General features: G+C 63.3%; 15 protein-coding genes. 11 read left to right on the top strand and 4 right to left on the bottom strand.

Features of this window, described 5'->3' with window-relative positions:
- The first annotated feature begins 62 nt into the window (after positions 1-62).
- Positions 63-461, top strand: a complete 399-nt coding sequence (locus tag ASD75_RS03775) for a hypothetical protein (protein WP_056743350.1) — start codon at positions 63-65, stop codon at positions 459-461.
- 326 nt (positions 462-787) lie between these two features.
- Here the strand turns inward: ASD75_RS03775 and ASD75_RS03770 are convergent, their stop codons facing one another.
- Together ASD75_RS03770 and ASD75_RS03765 are read right to left on the bottom strand one after the other, a co-directional pair.
- Entirely contained in the window at positions 788-1,819 is a 1,032-nt protein-coding gene (locus ASD75_RS03770; protein ID WP_056743348.1) for an AAA family ATPase, read from the bottom strand.
- Positions 1,804-3,351, bottom strand: a complete 1,548-nt coding sequence (locus ASD75_RS03765; protein WP_235511532.1) for an ATP-dependent endonuclease — start codon at positions 3,349-3,351, stop codon at positions 1,804-1,806. Before ASD75_RS03765 ends, ASD75_RS03770 begins: the two co-directional genes overlap by 16 nt.
- A gap of 397 nt (positions 3,352-3,748) precedes the next feature.
- On the opposite strand from ASD75_RS03765, the gene ASD75_RS03760 reads away from it, so the two are divergent.
- From ASD75_RS03760 to maiA, 8 genes are all read left to right on the top strand, one after another.
- Positions 3,749-5,074 (top strand): aromatic ring-hydroxylating dioxygenase subunit alpha, encoded by a 1,326-nt coding sequence (locus ASD75_RS03760; RefSeq protein ID WP_056743344.1) that lies wholly within the window; start codon positions 3,749-3,751, stop codon positions 5,072-5,074.
- Between the two features lie 2 nt (positions 5,075-5,076).
- Positions 5,077-5,550 carry an aromatic-ring-hydroxylating dioxygenase subunit beta gene (locus ASD75_RS03755; RefSeq protein WP_056743342.1) on the top strand — a complete coding sequence of 158 codons (474 nt, stop codon included), beginning with the start codon at positions 5,077-5,079 and terminating at the stop codon, positions 5,548-5,550.
- Between the two features lie 9 nt (positions 5,551-5,559).
- Positions 5,560-5,883 carry a non-heme iron oxygenase ferredoxin subunit gene (locus ASD75_RS03750; protein ID WP_082564876.1) on the top strand — a complete coding sequence of 108 codons (324 nt, stop codon included), beginning with the start codon at positions 5,560-5,562 and terminating at the stop codon, positions 5,881-5,883.
- A gap of 20 nt (positions 5,884-5,903) precedes the next feature.
- Positions 5,904-7,199: an NAD(P)/FAD-dependent oxidoreductase gene (locus ASD75_RS03745; protein ID WP_082564875.1), complete on the top strand. Its 1,296-nt coding sequence runs from the start codon at positions 5,904-5,906 to the stop codon at positions 7,197-7,199.
- A gap of 90 nt (positions 7,200-7,289) precedes the next feature.
- Positions 7,290-8,006 (top strand): fumarylacetoacetate hydrolase family protein, encoded by a 717-nt coding sequence (locus ASD75_RS03740; protein ID WP_056743338.1) that lies wholly within the window; start codon positions 7,290-7,292, stop codon positions 8,004-8,006.
- 31 nt (positions 8,007-8,037) lie between these two features.
- The gene (locus tag ASD75_RS03735; RefSeq protein WP_056743336.1) at positions 8,038-9,162 is read left to right on the top strand and encodes a cupin domain-containing protein; all 1,125 of its coding nucleotides are present in this window, start codon (positions 8,038-8,040) and stop codon (positions 9,160-9,162) included.
- A 53-nt stretch (positions 9,163-9,215) separates the two neighbouring features.
- Positions 9,216-10,217 (top strand): tripartite tricarboxylate transporter substrate binding protein, encoded by a 1,002-nt coding sequence (locus tag ASD75_RS03730; protein ID WP_056743334.1) that lies wholly within the window; start codon positions 9,216-9,218, stop codon positions 10,215-10,217.
- A 26-nt stretch (positions 10,218-10,243) separates the two neighbouring features.
- Complete coding sequence (gene maiA / locus ASD75_RS03725) at positions 10,244-10,882, top strand: maleylacetoacetate isomerase (RefSeq protein WP_056743332.1); 639 nt, start codon at positions 10,244-10,246, stop codon at positions 10,880-10,882.
- Positions 10,883-11,060: 178 nt separating this feature from the next.
- Here the strand turns inward: maiA and ASD75_RS03720 are convergent, their stop codons facing one another.
- On the bottom strand, positions 11,061-12,047 hold the full coding sequence (locus tag ASD75_RS03720) for a 2Fe-2S iron-sulfur cluster-binding protein (protein ID WP_056743330.1): 987 nt from the start codon (positions 12,045-12,047) through the stop codon (positions 11,061-11,063).
- Between the two features lie 109 nt (positions 12,048-12,156).
- Here ASD75_RS03720 and ASD75_RS03715 point away from each other — a divergent pair, with 109 nt between their 5' ends.
- On the top strand, positions 12,157-13,086 hold the full coding sequence (locus tag ASD75_RS03715) for a LysR family transcriptional regulator (protein ID WP_056743327.1): 930 nt from the start codon (positions 12,157-12,159) through the stop codon (positions 13,084-13,086).
- A 171-nt stretch (positions 13,087-13,257) separates the two neighbouring features.
- On the opposite strand, the gene ASD75_RS03710 is transcribed toward ASD75_RS03715, so the two are convergent.
- Positions 13,258-14,079 carry a pyruvate, water dikinase regulatory protein gene (locus ASD75_RS03710; protein WP_056743325.1) on the bottom strand — a complete coding sequence of 274 codons (822 nt, stop codon included), beginning with the start codon at positions 14,077-14,079 and terminating at the stop codon, positions 13,258-13,260.
- Positions 14,080-14,343: 264 nt separating this feature from the next.
- On the opposite strand from ASD75_RS03710, the gene ppsA reads away from it, so the two are divergent.
- Positions 14,344-16,734: a phosphoenolpyruvate synthase gene (ppsA, locus tag ASD75_RS03705; RefSeq protein ID WP_056061886.1), complete on the top strand. Its 2,391-nt coding sequence runs from the start codon at positions 14,344-14,346 to the stop codon at positions 16,732-16,734.
- The last annotated feature ends 12 nt before the right edge of the window (positions 16,735-16,746 follow it).

Below are 16,746 nucleotides of genomic sequence, written 5' to 3'. Positions count from 1 at the left end.
TTTTGTATTTGTTCTCTTTGTTTGTTCGTTTGCTTTTTCATTCACCCTTTGAAAGGACTCTCATGAAAACCACCCGCCAACTTTTCGCCGCCCTGGTCCTCGCAGCTGTGGCCACCACCGCCGTCCATGCCGCTGGCGACCACGGCGCAGGCCACGACCACAAGCCCCAACACGGCGGCATCGTGGCCGAGGCCAACGACATGGACTACGAACTCGTCGCCAAGCCCGACACCATCACCCTGCACCTGCGCGACCACGGCAAACCCGCCAAGACCGAGGACGTGAGCGCCAAGCTCACCCTGCTCAACGGCACCGAGAAATCTGAGGCTGTGCTTGTACCGGCAGGCGAGGGCAGGCTCGAAACCAAAGGCATCTTCAAGGTGGCGCCGGGCACCAAGGTGGTGGCGCTGGTGACACTGCCGGGCAAGAAGGCGGCGAATGTGCGGTTTGCGGTGAAGTAAGCCGCTGCCAAAGAGGGCAAGCGTTGTGCTCGACGCGCCGCCGCGCTGGCTTTTGTTGGCGTGGCGGTGTGTTGTCTATCTCAGTGGCAGTGCGCCTTGAGCACCGGCGAGATAGGTGCGTGCGTGGTTTCAGTGGTGCGGTGTGCTGAAAATTGAAGAAAATTGGGCTCTACCGCCTGTCTATCAAGCGCTATTAGCTATCAAATTGATAGTTATTCAGCCCGATCCCAGCTGACCGGTCAGACATTCCCAGCCGATAGTCGCCGTCGCGACGGATGAAGTACAGCGCCCGAGGCGCCCTCTGCCCGTGCGCGGAGCGGCAAGACTCAGGAGCGCTTGTAGGTCTTCAATAGAGATTCGGGTACGAACGTCAGATTGCCCCTTGCGCGGGAACAGGCGACGTACAGCTTATTGCGCGTCTCCGGATTGATGTCCCGAAAGCTGCCGGAGTTCCAGGCCTTCACGTTGCCAGGATTCAGGACCACGCACACGTCCTCATAGCTGTCCATGCCTTTGGAGGCGCCCCAGTTTTGGGAGAAGCAGCCGTACTTTTGGTGTTCCCTGTAGAAGAGCTTGACTATGCCGGGATCACGGTAGAGGGCTGCAACCGCTGCAGGGTCATCCTCGAACCGCACAACACTGGTCCGTTGGTCATGCGAATGGATTTCGATCCCGATCTTCTCCGTGATGAAGTCACAGACGCTCTTGCTGCAGCGGCGACTGCTTTTGAGGCTGTCTGTATCGACTTTTAGTCGAGCCTGCTCGAACTTCTTCTTGTATTTATCGTAGTTCTCATGCAGGTTGGCATTGACGGCGCCGTCGCGGCTCGTGTCGAAGGTGTGCTGGTGGAAGTCGCCGACGAAGCTCATGTCCACCTGGGCCGCGCTGATTGCCAATAGGAAGTTGAAGTCATTTCCGCCGAAGTCCTGGACCTCGTCCACGAAGAAGACATCGAAGTACTTCTCGATACGGTCAACCACAGCATCAACTAGGCCGGACTGTTCGATGAACTTGGCGAGGCGGTTTGCGTAGAGCCACCTGCTAGGCGATATGTAACGCCGGTCATCGGTCAAGGGGTAGGCCGGAAACCGGTCGGGTGGGTTGAAGGTGAGGCCGCGTGTTTCCTTCTTGGAGCGCAGGAACGGTCGATAGCAGAAGCTGTGCAGGAACCTGAAGTAGGTATATATCTCAATGTTGGGCGGCAGGTAGCCGAAGCGCTCGATGACCTTGGCACGAAGGTTTTCGTAGTTGGCGTCGGTATACGTGACCATCAGGAAGCGCCGCACCTCGTCCAGCGCAGAGACCAGCCGGGTGGTCTTGCCTGACCCGGCAACAGCAAAGACTACGCTCTTATCCATGCCACCGCCTGCTGGATGTAGCCAGGGGCTGTCAGCGCCACACCTTTCTTCTCCAGCAGCTGGAACGCAGCGTCGGTCTTGTTCTTCAGCATGTAGTCCTCGACGCTCAGCGTCTTACGGCCCGCCGCGAATAGTTCCTCACAGGCAGTCTGATTGTCTAGATACATGCAGACCTCGAAGGTGTGACGGGCGTTGTCGGGGTCCGCAAAGACCAGGATGGATGCCGAAACGTGGTCCGCGTAGTTCGCAACGCAGTTGGCTGCATAGTCCTTGTCGTTATCGCGGATCGCCGCCACCTTGATGCCCAGCAGCTTGGCAAGTTCGAGGTAGCGCTTGAAGCTAGTGCCATCGACTGAGATTACATGGATTTCGTCAGCGTCCAGGCTGCACCCAGGTGCGCTGATCTTGTAGAGAGCATCCATCAGGATGAACTCCGCGTCCCCCTCGACCAGGATCGCCTTCTTGCATAGCGCCAGCTCCAGTACGTTGTTGTCGGGCGCCTTCATGAAGAACTCGGCGGTTCCTGGGCTGAGATCCTTAAGGCTAGCCGGTCGAGATGGATTCTCGTCGCTCAAGATAAGGACCTTCCGGAGATTCAGCCGCGTGGCTATGAAGCTGCTGTGCGTAGCGACAAAAAGCTGCTTCTTGACAGAGGCGCGGATGCGCTCAATCAACTTGCGCATATGCACCTGGCTTAGATGATTCTCTGGCTCCTCCAACAGAAGCACATGAAGCGCGTGCTCCCGGTTGCGCAGAGCGAACTCAGTCTTGATGAAGCACTGGCGGCCTTTGCCTTTGCTGTCCACCGGGATGTCATCCTCGGTGATGATGATGTCGGTTTCGACGTTGGCCTTCGGGCTGGTCCTGACGTCGAACTTGTAGGCATCCAGCCCGTCGTTCATTGTCTTGAAGGCCTCATCTTTGAACTTGGCCTTCGCTTTTCGGTATTCGAAGCCGTGTAGGTTGCGCTGGGCAACGCTCGCATGCGCGGCATACATCGAGCGCGTGTACTCGCGCGTGGCATGCTCGTTGTTGATCAGTGAGCTGTCGATCAGCAGGTGCTGCAGCGGCTTCTTATGTGGAAAGACAGCCTCATCCGTGAACGTCAGGAAATGCACGCTGTAGTACTCGAAGGGGAAGTTATCGTGCTTCTCCGCGAGGATGGCCTGGATCTCCTTCGTGTACTCATCGACAGGCTTGCAAACCATCTTGATGCCGAGGTGGTCTGTACCCTTGCTGTTGTTCCGTCCATCCAGGTCGTGGCGGCCTGGTAGGTCATCGAAATAGATCTCTATCAGTAGCTCGGGTAGGTCGGCGATCCGCCTCGTGCTTGCGAGGAACTCGGTGATGCAGTCGGCGTTGAACAGCGCTTCGAGCCCAATGGTCTCGACCTTGCTTCGACTGGCGCTCAGTGCTATGTCTATGGCCTGCAACACCGAACTCTTGCCGGCTTCGTTGCCGCCAACCAGGATGTTCAGTTCAGGATCGAATTCGAGTTCCAACGTCTTGAAACGCTTGAAATTCTTGAGCACCAACCGCCGTATTGTTCCCACGCTCTTTTCCTCCCATTCAGTACCGATTCAAACCGGCAACTCCTGCAATGCCACTGTGATTAGTGCGCTACCGGAACCGCACAGACCGACACAACCCACATCGTACCCACTCCTATTTGACCCCCTCATGCCACCCGCATGCAGCGTGGTCGAGCGCGCCTAGCACCGCTACATGGCGCAGCAATCTCCTGCGCTGCAGTCAAAGCAATATTCACTCTGGTGATGTGAAACATCACCAGCGTTCCATTGACTGATATTGCTGCAGCGCGAATGATCGGTCCCCAGGCGCTGGGTGCATCCGCACTGGCCCCGAAAGATTGATGGATTGATGGATCGACCGATTGATTGGCGATGACAAAAAACAAAGGAGACGCCCATGCATGAATGCCCCGTGACCGTGTTCCCGCAGCAGATCCGCTGGGAGACGGATCGCACCAGCCGCATTCCTTTTCAGGCCTATACGGATGAGGCGCTGTACCGCAAGGAGCTGGACCGTTTGTTCTACAACGGGCACTGGTGTTATGTTGGTCTGGAGGCAGAGATTCCCAACGCGGGGGATTTCAAGCGCACGGTGATTGGCGAGCGCTCGGTGCTGCTGGTGCGCGACAAGGATGCTTCAATCCATGTGGTGGAAAACGTCTGCGCCCATCGGGGCATGGCGTTTTGCCGTGAGCGGCATGGCAACCGGGAGAGCCTGACCTGCCCGTACCACCAGTGGAACTACACCCTGTCGGGTGACTTGCAGGGTGTGCCGTTTCGGCGCGGCGTGAAGCAGGATGGCAAGGTCAATGGCGGCATGCCTGCGGACTTCAATCCGGCCGAGCATGGGCTGACCAAGCTCAAGGTGGCGACCCGTGGCGGCGTGGTGTTTGCGTCGTTCGACCGCAGCGTGGAGCCGCTGGAGGAATTCTTGGGCCCCACCATCCTGGGCTACTTTGACCGGCTGTTCAATGGCCGCAAGCTCACCATCCTGGGCTACAACCGCCAGCGCATTCCGGGCAACTGGAAGCTGATGCAAGAGAACATCAAGGACCCGTACCACCCCGGCCTGCTGCACACCTGGTTCGTTACCTTTGGGCTCTGGCGCGCCGACAACAAGTCGCAACTGCTGATGGACGCGCAGCACCGCCACGCGGCCATGGTCTCGACCCGTGGCGCGGCGGGCAAGGCGGCGGATGTGACGCAGGTGTCCAGCTTCAAGGCCAGCATGTCGCTGAATGACCCGCGCTTTTTGGACATTGCGCAGGAGGACTGGTGGGCGGGGCCACCCCCGGCTGCGAGCAGTGGTGATGCAGCGGTGCCCAACGCACCGGCATCTGTGCCCACGGCGGTGATGATGACCGTGTTCCCCAGCGTGATCTTTCAGCAGCAGGTCAACAGCGTGTCCACGCGCCACATCCAGCCGGATGGCAAGGGGGCGTTTGATTTTGTGTGGACGCACTTTGGCTTTGAGGACGACAGCGAGGAGATGACCCAGCGCCGCCTGCGCCAGGCCAATCTGTTCGGCCCGGCGGGCTTTGTGTCGGCGGACGATGGCGAGGTGATCGAGTGGTCGCAAGAAGGCTTTGAGACCAAGCCCGCGCACCGCACGCTGGCCGAGCTGGGCGGGCGCGATGTGGGCAACACGGACCACATGGTGACTGAGACGCTGATCCGGGGCATGTACGAATACTGGCGCAAGGTGATGGAGGCGGAGGCTTGACCATGGACTTCCAGACCTACTTCGAACTGAACCAGCTCTACGCCCGCTACGCCCGCGCACTCGACGCGGCAGACTGGGAGGCGTGGCCTGAATTTTTTATCGACCACTGTGTGTACAAGCTGCAGCCGCGCGAGAACCACGAGCGCGGGTTCCCGCTGGCCACGCTGGCGTTTGACAGCAAGGGCATGCTGAAAGACCGCGTCTACGGCATCCGCGAGACGCTGTTTCACGACCCCTACTACCAGCGCCATGTGGTGGGCGCGCCGCTGGTGCACAAGGTGGATGCAGATTGCCGCATCCACTGCGAGGCCAACTATGCGGTGCTGCGCACGCGGCTGTCGAAGGAATCGACGGTGTTCAACGTGGGGCGCACGCTCGATGAAGTGGTGCCCACGCCCGAGGGCCTGAAGTTCGCGTCGCGCCTCGTCGTTTACGACAGCGAGATGATCCCCAACTCGCTGATCTACCCCATCTGAGGAGCCGCCATGACGACGATGACAACGAACTGGATTGACGCCGCCGCGCAGGACGATGTGCCGCAGGATGACGTGATCGGCCTGGCCGTGGCCGGGCGCGACATTGCGTTGTATGGCGTGGGCGGCGAGGTGTTTGCCACTGACAACATCTGCACCCACGGCCATGCGCGCCTGTGCGATGGGTTTCTGGAAGGGCACGAGATCGAATGCCCGCTGCACCAGGGCAAGTTTGATGTGCGATCAGGCCAGCCCACCTGTGCGCCGGTGACCGAGCCGCTGCGCAGCTACCCCGTGAAGATCGAGGGCGGCCGCGTGTGGCTGGCCCTGGACTGAACCTCTCAAGGAGCCCCCCCATGACTGCCGAACGACCTGAGGTCGAGGCCGCTGCATTGCCGCATGAAGGCGTAAACGCCCACTCGTCCCACACCATCGTGATCGTCGGTGCGGGCCAGGCGGGCGGCTGGGCAGCGCAGGCGCTGCGCAGCGAAGGCTTTGCGGGCCGCGTGGTGCTGGTCGGTGACGAAGCCCATCCGCCGCACGAACGGCCACCGCTGTCGAAGGCGGTGCTGTCGGGCGCAGCAGCGCCGGAGAGCACGCGCCTCATGAAGCCCGAGGCCTTTGACGCCCTGGCGGTGCAATGGCGGCCCGGTGTGCAGGTGCGCCGCATTGACCGCGCTGCCAAGCAGGTGCTGCTGTCCGATGGCACGGTGCAGCCCTACGACAAGCTCATCCTGTGCACCGGGGGGGGCGCCCGGCGGCTTGCCGTGCAGGGCGCTGACCAGGTGCCGCTGCACACGCTGCGCACCATTGAAGATGCGCAGGCGCTGGCCCCGGCCCTTCGGCCTGGCCGCAGCGTGGTGGTGGTGGGCGGTGGCTGGATCGGCCTGGAGGTGGCAGCCACCGCACGCCAGCAGGGCGCGGAAGTGGCGGTGGTGGAGACGCAAAGCCGCTTGTGTGAACGCACCGTGCCCGCCGAGGTGTCGGCGTATCTGCTGGCGCTGCACCGCGCCCAGGGTGTGCGTGTGCTGCTGGGCGCGGGGGTGCGGGGCTTTGCCCGCGCTGCAGAGGGTGCGGATGGCTCAGATGGCCGCTTGGAAGTCTTGCTGGCCGATGGCAGCGCGCTGGCGTGCGACACCATCGTGCTGGGCGTGGGCCTGGTGCCCAACGACAAGCTGGCGCGCGAGGCGGGCCTGGCTTGCGAAGGTGGCGTGCTGGTCGATGCCCAATGCCGCACGTCTGACCCACACATCCTGGCCGCAGGCGATGTGGCCGTGGCACCCAACCCCTGGGCGGGCCGCAGCCTGCGGCTGGAGTCGTGGCAGAACGCGCAGGAGCAGGGCATGGCCGCTGCGCGCTCCGCCCTGGGCCAGGCCGTGGACTACCAGCCGCTGCCATGGTTCTGGTCCGACCAGTACGGCATGAACCTGCAGATCTACGGCATGCCCACGCCTGCGCACCGCGTGGTGCAGCGCGGCGACCCGGCCAGCGGCAGCTTTGTGTTGTTTTACCTGGCGGGCGATGTGGTGCAGGCCGCCGTAGGGGCCAACGCAGCGCGCGACCTGCGCTTTGCCCGCAGGCTGATCGAGCAGCGCAAGCCGGTGGATGCCGAGCGGCTGGCCGACCTGAACACGCCGATGGCAAAGCTGTGAACCCAGCTTGATGCCGCGCAGCACCGAGGCATGCAACCCCACCCAAGCCCACAAGAAACCGAACACGACAACCCGCTAAGGAAACCACCGATGACCGCAACCACGTCAGCCACTTACCTCTGGACCCCGCCCCCCGTCTATTCGCTGCCTGTGCGTGGCCGCAGCGAGCGCCTGCCCATCCACCGGCTGTTCTTTGTGGGCCGCAACTACCACGCGCATGCGGTTGAGATGGGGCGCCCGGTGGACAAGGCGGTGGAGGTGCCGTTCTACTTCACCAAGGCACCGTCCACGCTGGTCGAGTCTGGCGCGACCGTGGCCTACCCACCCGGCACACAGAACTACCACCACGAAATGGAACTGGTGCTGGCCATTGGTGCGCCCGGTTTTCGTGTGAGCGAGGCCGATGCGCACCGCCTCATCTACGGATATGCCTGCGGCCTGGACATGACGCGCCGCGACCTTCAACTGGTGGCGCGGGACAAGGGCCGGCCTTGGGACCTGGGCAAGGATGTGGAGCAGTCCTCCGTGGTCTCCGAGATCGTGCCCCTGCCCGAGGTGGTGCTGGGCCAGGGCAACCTGGAGCTGTCGGTCAATGGCACGGTGCGCCAGAAGTCCGACCTGTCCAAGCTGATCTGGAACATCACCGAGCTGATTGCCGACCTGTCCAAGTTCTACCACCTGCAGCCGGGTGACCTGATCTTTACCGGCACGCCCGAGGGCGTAGGCCCCGTGCTGGCAGGCGACCGCATCGACGGCCACATTGAAGGCGTGGGCAGCATCGTGCTCCACGTTGGCCCGGCGGAATAAGAAAAAACCACATCCAGGAGACAACCCCACCATGACCACCGACCTCACGCCGTCCCCCGTACGGCTGCACGCCGTTGCGGGCAAGGGCCAGCCCGATCCGACGCCCGAGCTGGAGCAGCTGTACCGGGGCTTTGAGCAAGAGCTGCTGGTGCCGCTGTGGACGCAGATCGGCGACCTGATGCCCCGACAGCCCCAATCAAAGGCCGTGCCCCATCTGTGGCGCTGGGACCGCTTGAAAGCCCTGGCCGCACAGGCGGGCGCCATCGTGCCCGTGGGCCGTGGCGGCGAGCGCCGTGCGATTGCGCTGGCCAACCCGGCGCTGGGTGGGCGCCCCTTTGCCACGCCCACGCTGTGGGCCGCCATTCAGTACCTGATGCCCGGCGAAGACGCCCCCGAGCACCGGCACACGCAGCACGCGTTTCGCTTTGTGGTGGAAGGCGAGGGCGTCTGGACCGTGGTGAATGGCGATGCCGTGCGCATGTCGCGGGGCGACTTTCTGCCCCAGGCCGGCTGGAACTGGCATGCCCACCACAACGCTGCCACCGAGCCCATGGCCTGGATCGACGGCTTGGACATTCCGTTCTCGTACTACACCGAGAGCCAGTTCTTCGAAGTGGGACGCGAGAAGCTCCCGCCCGCCGAGCGCACCACCGCCGAGCGTTCTTATTCCGAAAGGCTGTGGGGCCACCCGGGCCTGCGCCCGGTATCGATGGTGCAGGCCCAGCCCGCCACGCCCCTGCTGGCCTACCGCTGGGTGGACACCGACCGTGCGCTGGCCGATCAGCTCGCGCTGGAAGACGAAGGCCAGGCGGGCACCCTGAGCCCCGGGCATGCAGCAGTGCGCTTTACCAACCCCACCACCGGCGCCGATGTGTTGCCCACGATGCGGACCGAAATGCACCGTGTGCGCGCGGGCGACGCGACGCGGGTGCACCGCGAGGTGGGGTCGTCGGTGTTCCAGGTGTTTGACGGCAGTGGCACCGTCACGGTGGGTGAACGCACCTGGCAGGTGGCGCGGGGCGACTTGTTTGTGGTGCCGTCGTGGCAGCCGTTCTCGGCCCAGGCATCGGCCGCTGGCGCGCTCGACCTGTTCCGCTTCAGCGACGCACCGATTTTTGAGGCGCTGCACAGCCACCGTGTGCAAGTCACTGTTTGATCCATCACTCACCAGCCGGATTCGGCTTTCATAAAACCAAGGAGACACCCCCCATGCTGACCGCCATTCGTTCACAGATTTTGAGACCCGCTCTGGCGCTTTGCGCGCTGGCCCTTGTGGCCGGCGCGAGCGTGCCCAACGCCGTGGCGCAGACCTTTCCTGCCAAGCCCATCCGCTCCGTCGCGCCGTATTCGCCCGGCAGCGGCCCCGATGCGGTGATGCGCATCCTCAGCGAGCGCTTGTCGCGCAATTGGGGGCAGCAACTCGTCATTGACAACAAGCCGGGTGCCAACGGTTTCATCGCCATCGGCGATGCCAAGCGCGCTGCGCCAGATGGCTACACGCTGCTGCAGGTGGACAACACGCACATGGCCCTGCAGCCGCATGTGTTCAAGCAACTGCCCTATGACCCGACCAAAGATTTCGAGCCCGTCGCTCCGGTGTATTTCACGAACTTCTTTGTGGTGGTGGCGGCCAACTCGCCCTGGAAGGATGTGGGCGATTTGATCAAGGCGGCCAAGGCGGCGCCGGGCGACATCACCTACGGCTCCTGGGGCATCGGCAGCGTGGCTCATGTGGGCGCGGCGAGTCTGGAGGCGGCAACGGGCACGAAGATGATGCATGTGCCGTACAAGGAAATGGGCAGCGTCTACACCTCTGTGGCCACGGGCGACATCAAGTGGGCGTTTGGCACGGCAGCGACGGCCGGGCCGATGTTCCAGGCCAAGAAGGTGAAATTTCTGGCGCTGGCCGCACCCCAGCGTCTGGCGGGCTTCACCGACATTCCAACCATGGGCGAAGCGGGCGGCCCGGCCGGGTTTGAAGTGAAGACCTGGGTGGGCCTGTTCGCGCCTGCTGGCACGCCGAAGGCAGCCATCGAGAAGATCAATGCCGACGTGGGCAAGGTGCTGGCCACTTCAGAGGTCAAGGAGCGCCTGGCGACCTTCGGGTTTGAGCCCTACATCGGCCCGCCCGCCGAACTCACCAAGGCTATCGAACGCGATTCGCGCACGTTCGGTGAAGTCGTCAAGCGCGCCAAGATTGCCCTGGACTGACACAGGGACTGACACAGAGACTGACCATGAAGCTCTATTCCTTCTTCCGCAGCGGAACATCCCACCGCTTGCGCATTGCGCTCAACCTCAAGGGGCTGGCCTACGAGCAGATTGCGGTCGATTTGCGGCGCGAAGAGCATCTGGGCGATGCCTTCAAGGCGATCAACCCGCAGCAGTTCGTGCCCGTGCTGGAGGCCGACGAGCGCCTGATGATCCAGTCGCCCGCCATCATCGAGTGGCTCGAAGAGCGCTATCCCACCCCACCGCTGCTGCCCGGCGATGCAGGCGATCGCGCCCAGGTGCGCGCCCTGGCGGCCATCGTGGGCTGCGACATCCATCCCGTCAACAACCGCCGCATTCTGGAGGCGCTGCGCCATCGCTTTGGTGCCGACGAGGCTGCCGTGAACGACTGGTGCGGCACCTGGATCAGCGCGGGCTTTGATGCCATTGAGGCGCTGCTGTCGAAGGACCCGCAGCGCGGTGATTTCTGCTTTGGCAGCACCCCCACGCTGGCCGATGTGTACCTGGTTCCGCAGGTGGAGAGCGCGCGCCGCTTCAAGGTGGACTTGTCGCGCTGGCCGCTGGTGCAGGCGGTGGACACAGCCTGCGCGCAGCTGGAAGCGTTCCGCAAGGCGGCGCCCAGCGCGCAGCCGGATGCGGGCTGAGCTTGTCGAAGCCCCTCGCGGCGCTTCGACCGCACTGAGTGAGCGGTTCAAGTGGATTCAGACGACTCCAAGAACCTCATTCCGTTTCCAGATCATTCGTGTCTAGGCGCGAAGCCGCAGACAGTGCTGTAGCACGGCAAGGCGAAGCAACAACGACACGGATGATTTGGAGACGGAATCAGTCGCCCTGCAGGTAAAAAGCCTCGGCATGGAGGTGGGCTGCCTCCAGGCCTTTGCCCAGCGCCAACAGTGTGGTGGTCTCCACCATCGGCGGCGATCCGCACAGATACGCCTGCCAGCCTTGCATGCTGGCGTGGTCCTGCTCGATGGCCTGGGTCACCAGCCCGCGCCGCTGCGTGGCAGGGTCGGCGCCTGATGCCACCACCACATGCACCCGCAGGGCAGGGTGCACGCTGCGCAAATGGTCCAGCCATGCCAGGCCATACAGCTCGCGCGGCGAGCGCAGGCCGAAGTACAGGTGAATGGGGTTGCGCATGCCCGCAGCCACCGCGCCGCGCACCACCGACAGCACCGACGCCAGCCCGGTGCCCCCAGCCACGCACAGCATGGGCCCCGTGTGCTGCTGGCGCAAATACGCCGCGCCCAGCGGCCCACTGACCTTGACTTTGTCCCCCACCTTCAGCTGCCCGGCGATGTAGCCGCTGACCCGGCCCTGGGGCATGAGCTGTATGTGGAACTCCAGCAACTGTTCGCCCGGCAGGTTTGCCATGGAGTAGGGGCGCACATGCGTCGGCGTGAAACCCAACTGCACGTACTGACCTGGAGAAAACGCAATCGGTTTTGCCACCTTGAGCAGCAGGCGCCGGATGTCTACCGCCAGCGGCTCGATGGCCACCACGGTGGCCTTGGCCACGCGCGCACGGTGCACCACGGCTTCGCCGGGGGCGGGCACTTCGATGGTGCAGGGCTCGGTCACATAGGTCTGGCAGGCCAGCACGGCACCGTCCACGCCGTCCAGCGGACGCTGCTGCTCGCGCCCGCCATCGAGCACCTCACCAGACAGCACCCGGCAGCGGCAGATGCCGCAGCGGCCAGAAAGGCACGAATACGACATCGGAACCTGCGCCGCGCGCAGGGCGTCAAGCAGGTTCACGCCGGGTTCGGCGCGGATCACGCGGTTAAGCGGCTGAACGAGGATGTCCATGGCGGGCGGCGTTCGATTTCATCCAGCCCATTGTGCCCACGAAAGCGCCTGCGAATCACTGGCTGCAATACCATCGCCACTTCATATCACCCGAGCTGATGGAGTGGCGATGGAGCTATCGGATATCGACCTGAACCTGCTGGTGCTGTTTCAGCAACTCATGGTCGAACGGCGCGTGTCGAAGGTGGCTGACAACCTGGGGCTGACGCAGCCTGCCGTGAGCAATGCGCTGGCCAAGCTACGGCGCATTTTTGGCGACGAGCTTTTCTTGCGCACCTCGGGCGGCATGGTGCCCACGCCGTTTGCCGAGCAATTGGGCGAATCCGTGGGCTATGCGCTGGGCATGATCCACAGCGGGCTGAACCAGCGCACACAGTTCACGCCCGCAACGCTCAAGCGCACCATCACCATCGGCATGACAGACATTGGCGAGATCGTCTTCCTGCCCGCGCTGCTGGAGCGCCTGGGGCGGGAGGCGCCGGGCGTCACGCTGAACACCGTGCGCAACAACGCAGCCCATCTGCGCGAAGACATGGAGGCTGGCAAGGTGGACCTGGCCATTGGCCTGCTGCCGCAGCTGAAAGCGGGGTTTTTCCAGCGGCGCTTGTTCCGCCAGCGTTATGTGTGTCTGTTCCGAAAGGGCCACGCGCTGGACCGGCCCAAGCTGCTGCTGTCGGACTACAAGGCGGCAGAGCACCTGGTGATCGTGTCTGCAGGGACGGGGCACGGCAAGGTGGACGAGCTGATCCAGAAGGCTGGCATCGACCGCCTGGTGCGGCTGAGCGTGCCGCACTTTGTGAGCGTGGGCCACATCCTCCAAAGCACGGCGCTGGTGGCGACGGTGCCCGAGCGGCTGGCGCTCAAGCTGGTCGAGCCCTTTGGCCTGGTGCTGCGCACGCACCCCGTCAAACTGCCTGACGCGCCCATCAGCGTGTTCTGGCATGCCAAGGTGCACCGCGAGCCGGTGAACCAATGGATGCGCAGCATGGTGTTTGAATTGTTTGGGGGCGATGGCCCCGCAGGAGGTGGTCTGCCGTGATCTGCGGGCGGGGCTTGCGGCGCAAGCCAGACTGCACCGCCGGTCCTGTGAGAACAATGCTATGTTATTTATAGCTTGTTGCGCTTTTCAGTAGGGCGGTAGAGCCTGTTTTTGCATGAATCCGCCATGGCCCCCGAGGGAGGTTGGGTCGTACTTGCCATGCAACGCTGCTCAATACACCAGCCTCTCCGGCCGAATCTCCTGCAGGATGGTCGTCGCAATCTCTTCAATCGACTTGGTGGTGGTGGACAACCACCGGATGCCTGCGCGGCGCATCATGGCCTCGGCTTCGGAGACCTCCATGCGGCAGTTCTCCAGACTGGCATAGCGCGAATTGGGGCGGCGCTCGGCGCGGATCTCGGCCAGGCGGTCGGGGCTGATGGTCAGGCCAAAGATCTTGCTGCGAAACGGCACCAGGGCAGGGGGCAGTTGGCGGCGTTCGAAGTCCTCGGGGATCAGCGGGTAGTTGGCGGCTTTCAGGCCACATTGCATGGCCAGGTACAGGCTGGTGGGCGTTTTGCCGCTGCGGCTCACGCCCACCAGGATCACGTCGGCACCTGCCAGGTCGCGGTTGCTCTGGCCGTCGTCATGGGCCAGGCTGAAGTTGATGGCTTCAATGCGGTCCGTGTACTCCTTGCTGCGGCTCACGTCGCTGAAGCGCCCCACGCGGTGGTGCGACTTGATGCCCAGCTCTTCCTCCAGCGGGTGGACGAAGGTGCCAAACATGTCCAGCAGCATGCCCTTGCAGCCGTCCTGGATGACCTTGAGCACGTCCATGTTGACCAGCGTGGTGAAGACGATGGGCTTTTTGCCCTCGACTTCTCCGGTGTGGTTGATCTGCCGCACGGCCTGGTGGGCCTTGTCCACCGTGTCGATGAAGGGCAGGCGCACATGGCGCGGCTTCATCTCGAACTGGGCCAGGATGGCGTTGCCGAAGGTTTCGGCGGTGATGCCGGTGCCGTCAGAGACAAAAAATACGGTGCGCGAGTGCATGGAGCCCCTTTTTTTGGATGCGGCTTGCGCCAGCCGGGTGGACACCACAAAGAAGTGGCAATTCCCCGTTTTGCGTCAGTCGCGTGAAAGCGTCAGCCCGTTGCCAGATGCGCGGGCCTACAATTGTCACAATTATCCAATTCTCACCATGCACACCGTCGGCCTACAACCACAACGACAAAGCTGCAGCCTGTGCATGGCCGCTCGCCCATCGCTCTCAGGGGGCAGGCGCGCAGACCCGGTTTCAACTTCTGGAGCTTTCCCATGTCTGCACTTTTCAGCCCGACCGCCCTGGTCGTACCGTTTGAAAACCTGAGAATGACCGATGTCGAGGCAGTTGGCGGTAAAAACGCCAGCCTCGGCGAGATGATCTCCCAGCTGCCGCAGGGTGTGCGCGTGCCCACGGGCTTTGCCACCACCGCCCACGCGTTCCGCGAGTTCCTGGCCTACGACGGCCTGGCCGACCGCATCAGCGCCAAGCTCAAGAGCCTGGATACCGAGGACGTGCGCGCCCTCGCACAGGTCGGTGCCGAGATTCGCGCCATGGTTGAGGCCCAGCCCTTCCCAGCCGACCTGCAAAAGGCCATTGCTGATGAATTTGCCAAGCTGAGCGCAGGCAACCCCGCCGCCTCATTTGCCGTGCGCTCGTCGGCCACGGCCGAGGATTTGCCCGACGCTTCGTTTGCAGGCCAGCAAGAAACCTTCCTGAACGTGGTGGGCATCGACGAAGTCATGCACAAGATGAAGGAAGTGTTTGCGTCGCTGTACAACGACCGCGCCATTTCCTACCGTGTGCACAAGGGCTTCGAGCACGATGTGGTGGCCCTGTCGGCCGGTGTGCAGCGCATGGTGCGCTCCGACCTCGGCGCCGCCGGCGTGATGTTCACCATCGACACCGAATCCGGCTTTGAGGACGTAGTCTTTATCACCAGCAGCTACGGCCTTGGCGAGACGGTGGTGCAGGGCGCCGTGAACCCCGACGAGTTCTACGTGCACAAGCCCATGCTCCAGGCAGGCAAGAAGGCGCTGATCCGCCGCAACCTGGGCAGCAAGCTGATCCAGATGGTGTTCTCCACGCCTGAGGAAAAGGCCGCCAGCGGCAAGCTGGTCAAGACCATTGATGTGCCCACCGAGCAGCGCAACCGCTACTCGCTGACCGACGCCGATGTGGAGCAACTGGCCCGCTACGCGCTGGTGATCGAGCAGCACTACGGCCGCCCCATGGACATCGAGTGGGGCAAGGACGGCACCGACGGCCAGCTCTACATCCTGCAGGCACGGCCTGAAACCGTGAAGAGCCAGGCCAAGGGCCAGGCCGAGCTGCGCTACAAGCTCAAGGGCCAGGGCACCGTGCTGGCCGAGGGCCGCGCCATCGGCCAGAAGATTGGCACCGGCCCCGTGCGCCTGGTGCACAACATTTCTGAGATGGACAAGGTCCAGCCGGGCGATGTGCTGGTCACCGACATGACGGACCCCAACTGGGAGCCCGTGATGAAGCGCGCCAGCGCCATCGTCACCAACCGGGGTGGCCGCACGTGCCACGCCGCCATCATTGCGCGCGAGCTGGGCATTCCGGCCGTCGTGGGCTGCGGCGACGCGACCGAGCGTCTGAAGGATGGCACGCTGGTCACGGTGAGCTGCTCCGAGGGCGACACGGGCAAGATCTACGACGGCCTGCTCGAAACCGAAGTCACCGAAGTGCAGCGCGGCGCGATGCCTCCCATCAAGACCAAGATCATGATGAACGTGGGCAACCCCCAGCTGGCGTTTGATTTTGCCCAGCTGCCCAACGAAGGCGTTGGCCTGGCGCGGCTCGAGTTCATCATCAACAACAACATTGGTGTGCACCCCAAGGCGATCCTGGACTATCCCCAGATCGATGCCGACCTGAAGAAGGCCGTGGAATCCGTGGCCCGTGGCCATGCGTCGCCCCGCGCGTTCTACGTGGACAAGGTCGCTGAAGGCGTGGCCACCATTGCCGCCGCCTTCTGGCCCAAGCCCGTCATCGTGCGCTTGTCTGACTTCAAGTCCAACGAGTACCGCAAGCTGATCGGCGGCAGCCGCTACGAGCCCGAGGAAGAAAACCCGATGCTCGGCTTCCGTGGTGCCGCCCGCTACATCAGCGAAGACTTCGGCGAAGCCTTTGCCATGGAGTGCGAGGCGTTGAAGCGCGTGCGCAACGACATGGGCCTGACCAACGTGCAGGTGATGGTGCCCTTTGTGCGCACGCTGGGCCAGGCCGAGCGCGTGACCAAGCTGCTGGCCAGCCATGGCCTGCAGCGTGGCAAGGACGACCTCAAGGTCATCATGATGTGCGAGGTGCCCAGCAACGCCATCCTGGCCGAGCGTTTCCTGGAGTTCTTCGACGGCTTCTCCATCGGCTCCAACGACCTGACCCAGCTCACCTTGGGCCTGGACCGTGACTCGGGCCTGGAGCTGCTGGCGCAGGACTTCGACGAGCGTGACCCGGCTGTCGAGGCACTGATCCACCAGGCCATCAAGGCCTGCCTGGCCCAGGGCAAGTACATCGGCATCTGCGGTCAGGGCCCCAGCGACCACCCTGACTTTGCGCAGTGGCTGGCCAAGGAGGGCATCTCGTCGATTTCGCTCAACCCCGACAGCGTGATTGCCACCTGGCAGCAACTGGCAGGCTGACGCACCGACCGG

This window comes from Acidovorax sp. Root568, assembly GCF_001427445.1.
Classification (GTDB): domain Bacteria; phylum Pseudomonadota; class Gammaproteobacteria; order Burkholderiales; family Burkholderiaceae_C; genus Acidovorax; species Acidovorax delafieldii.
The sequence above is the reverse complement of the archived record's forward strand: the minus strand, read 5'-3'. Positions and strand labels throughout refer to the sequence as shown.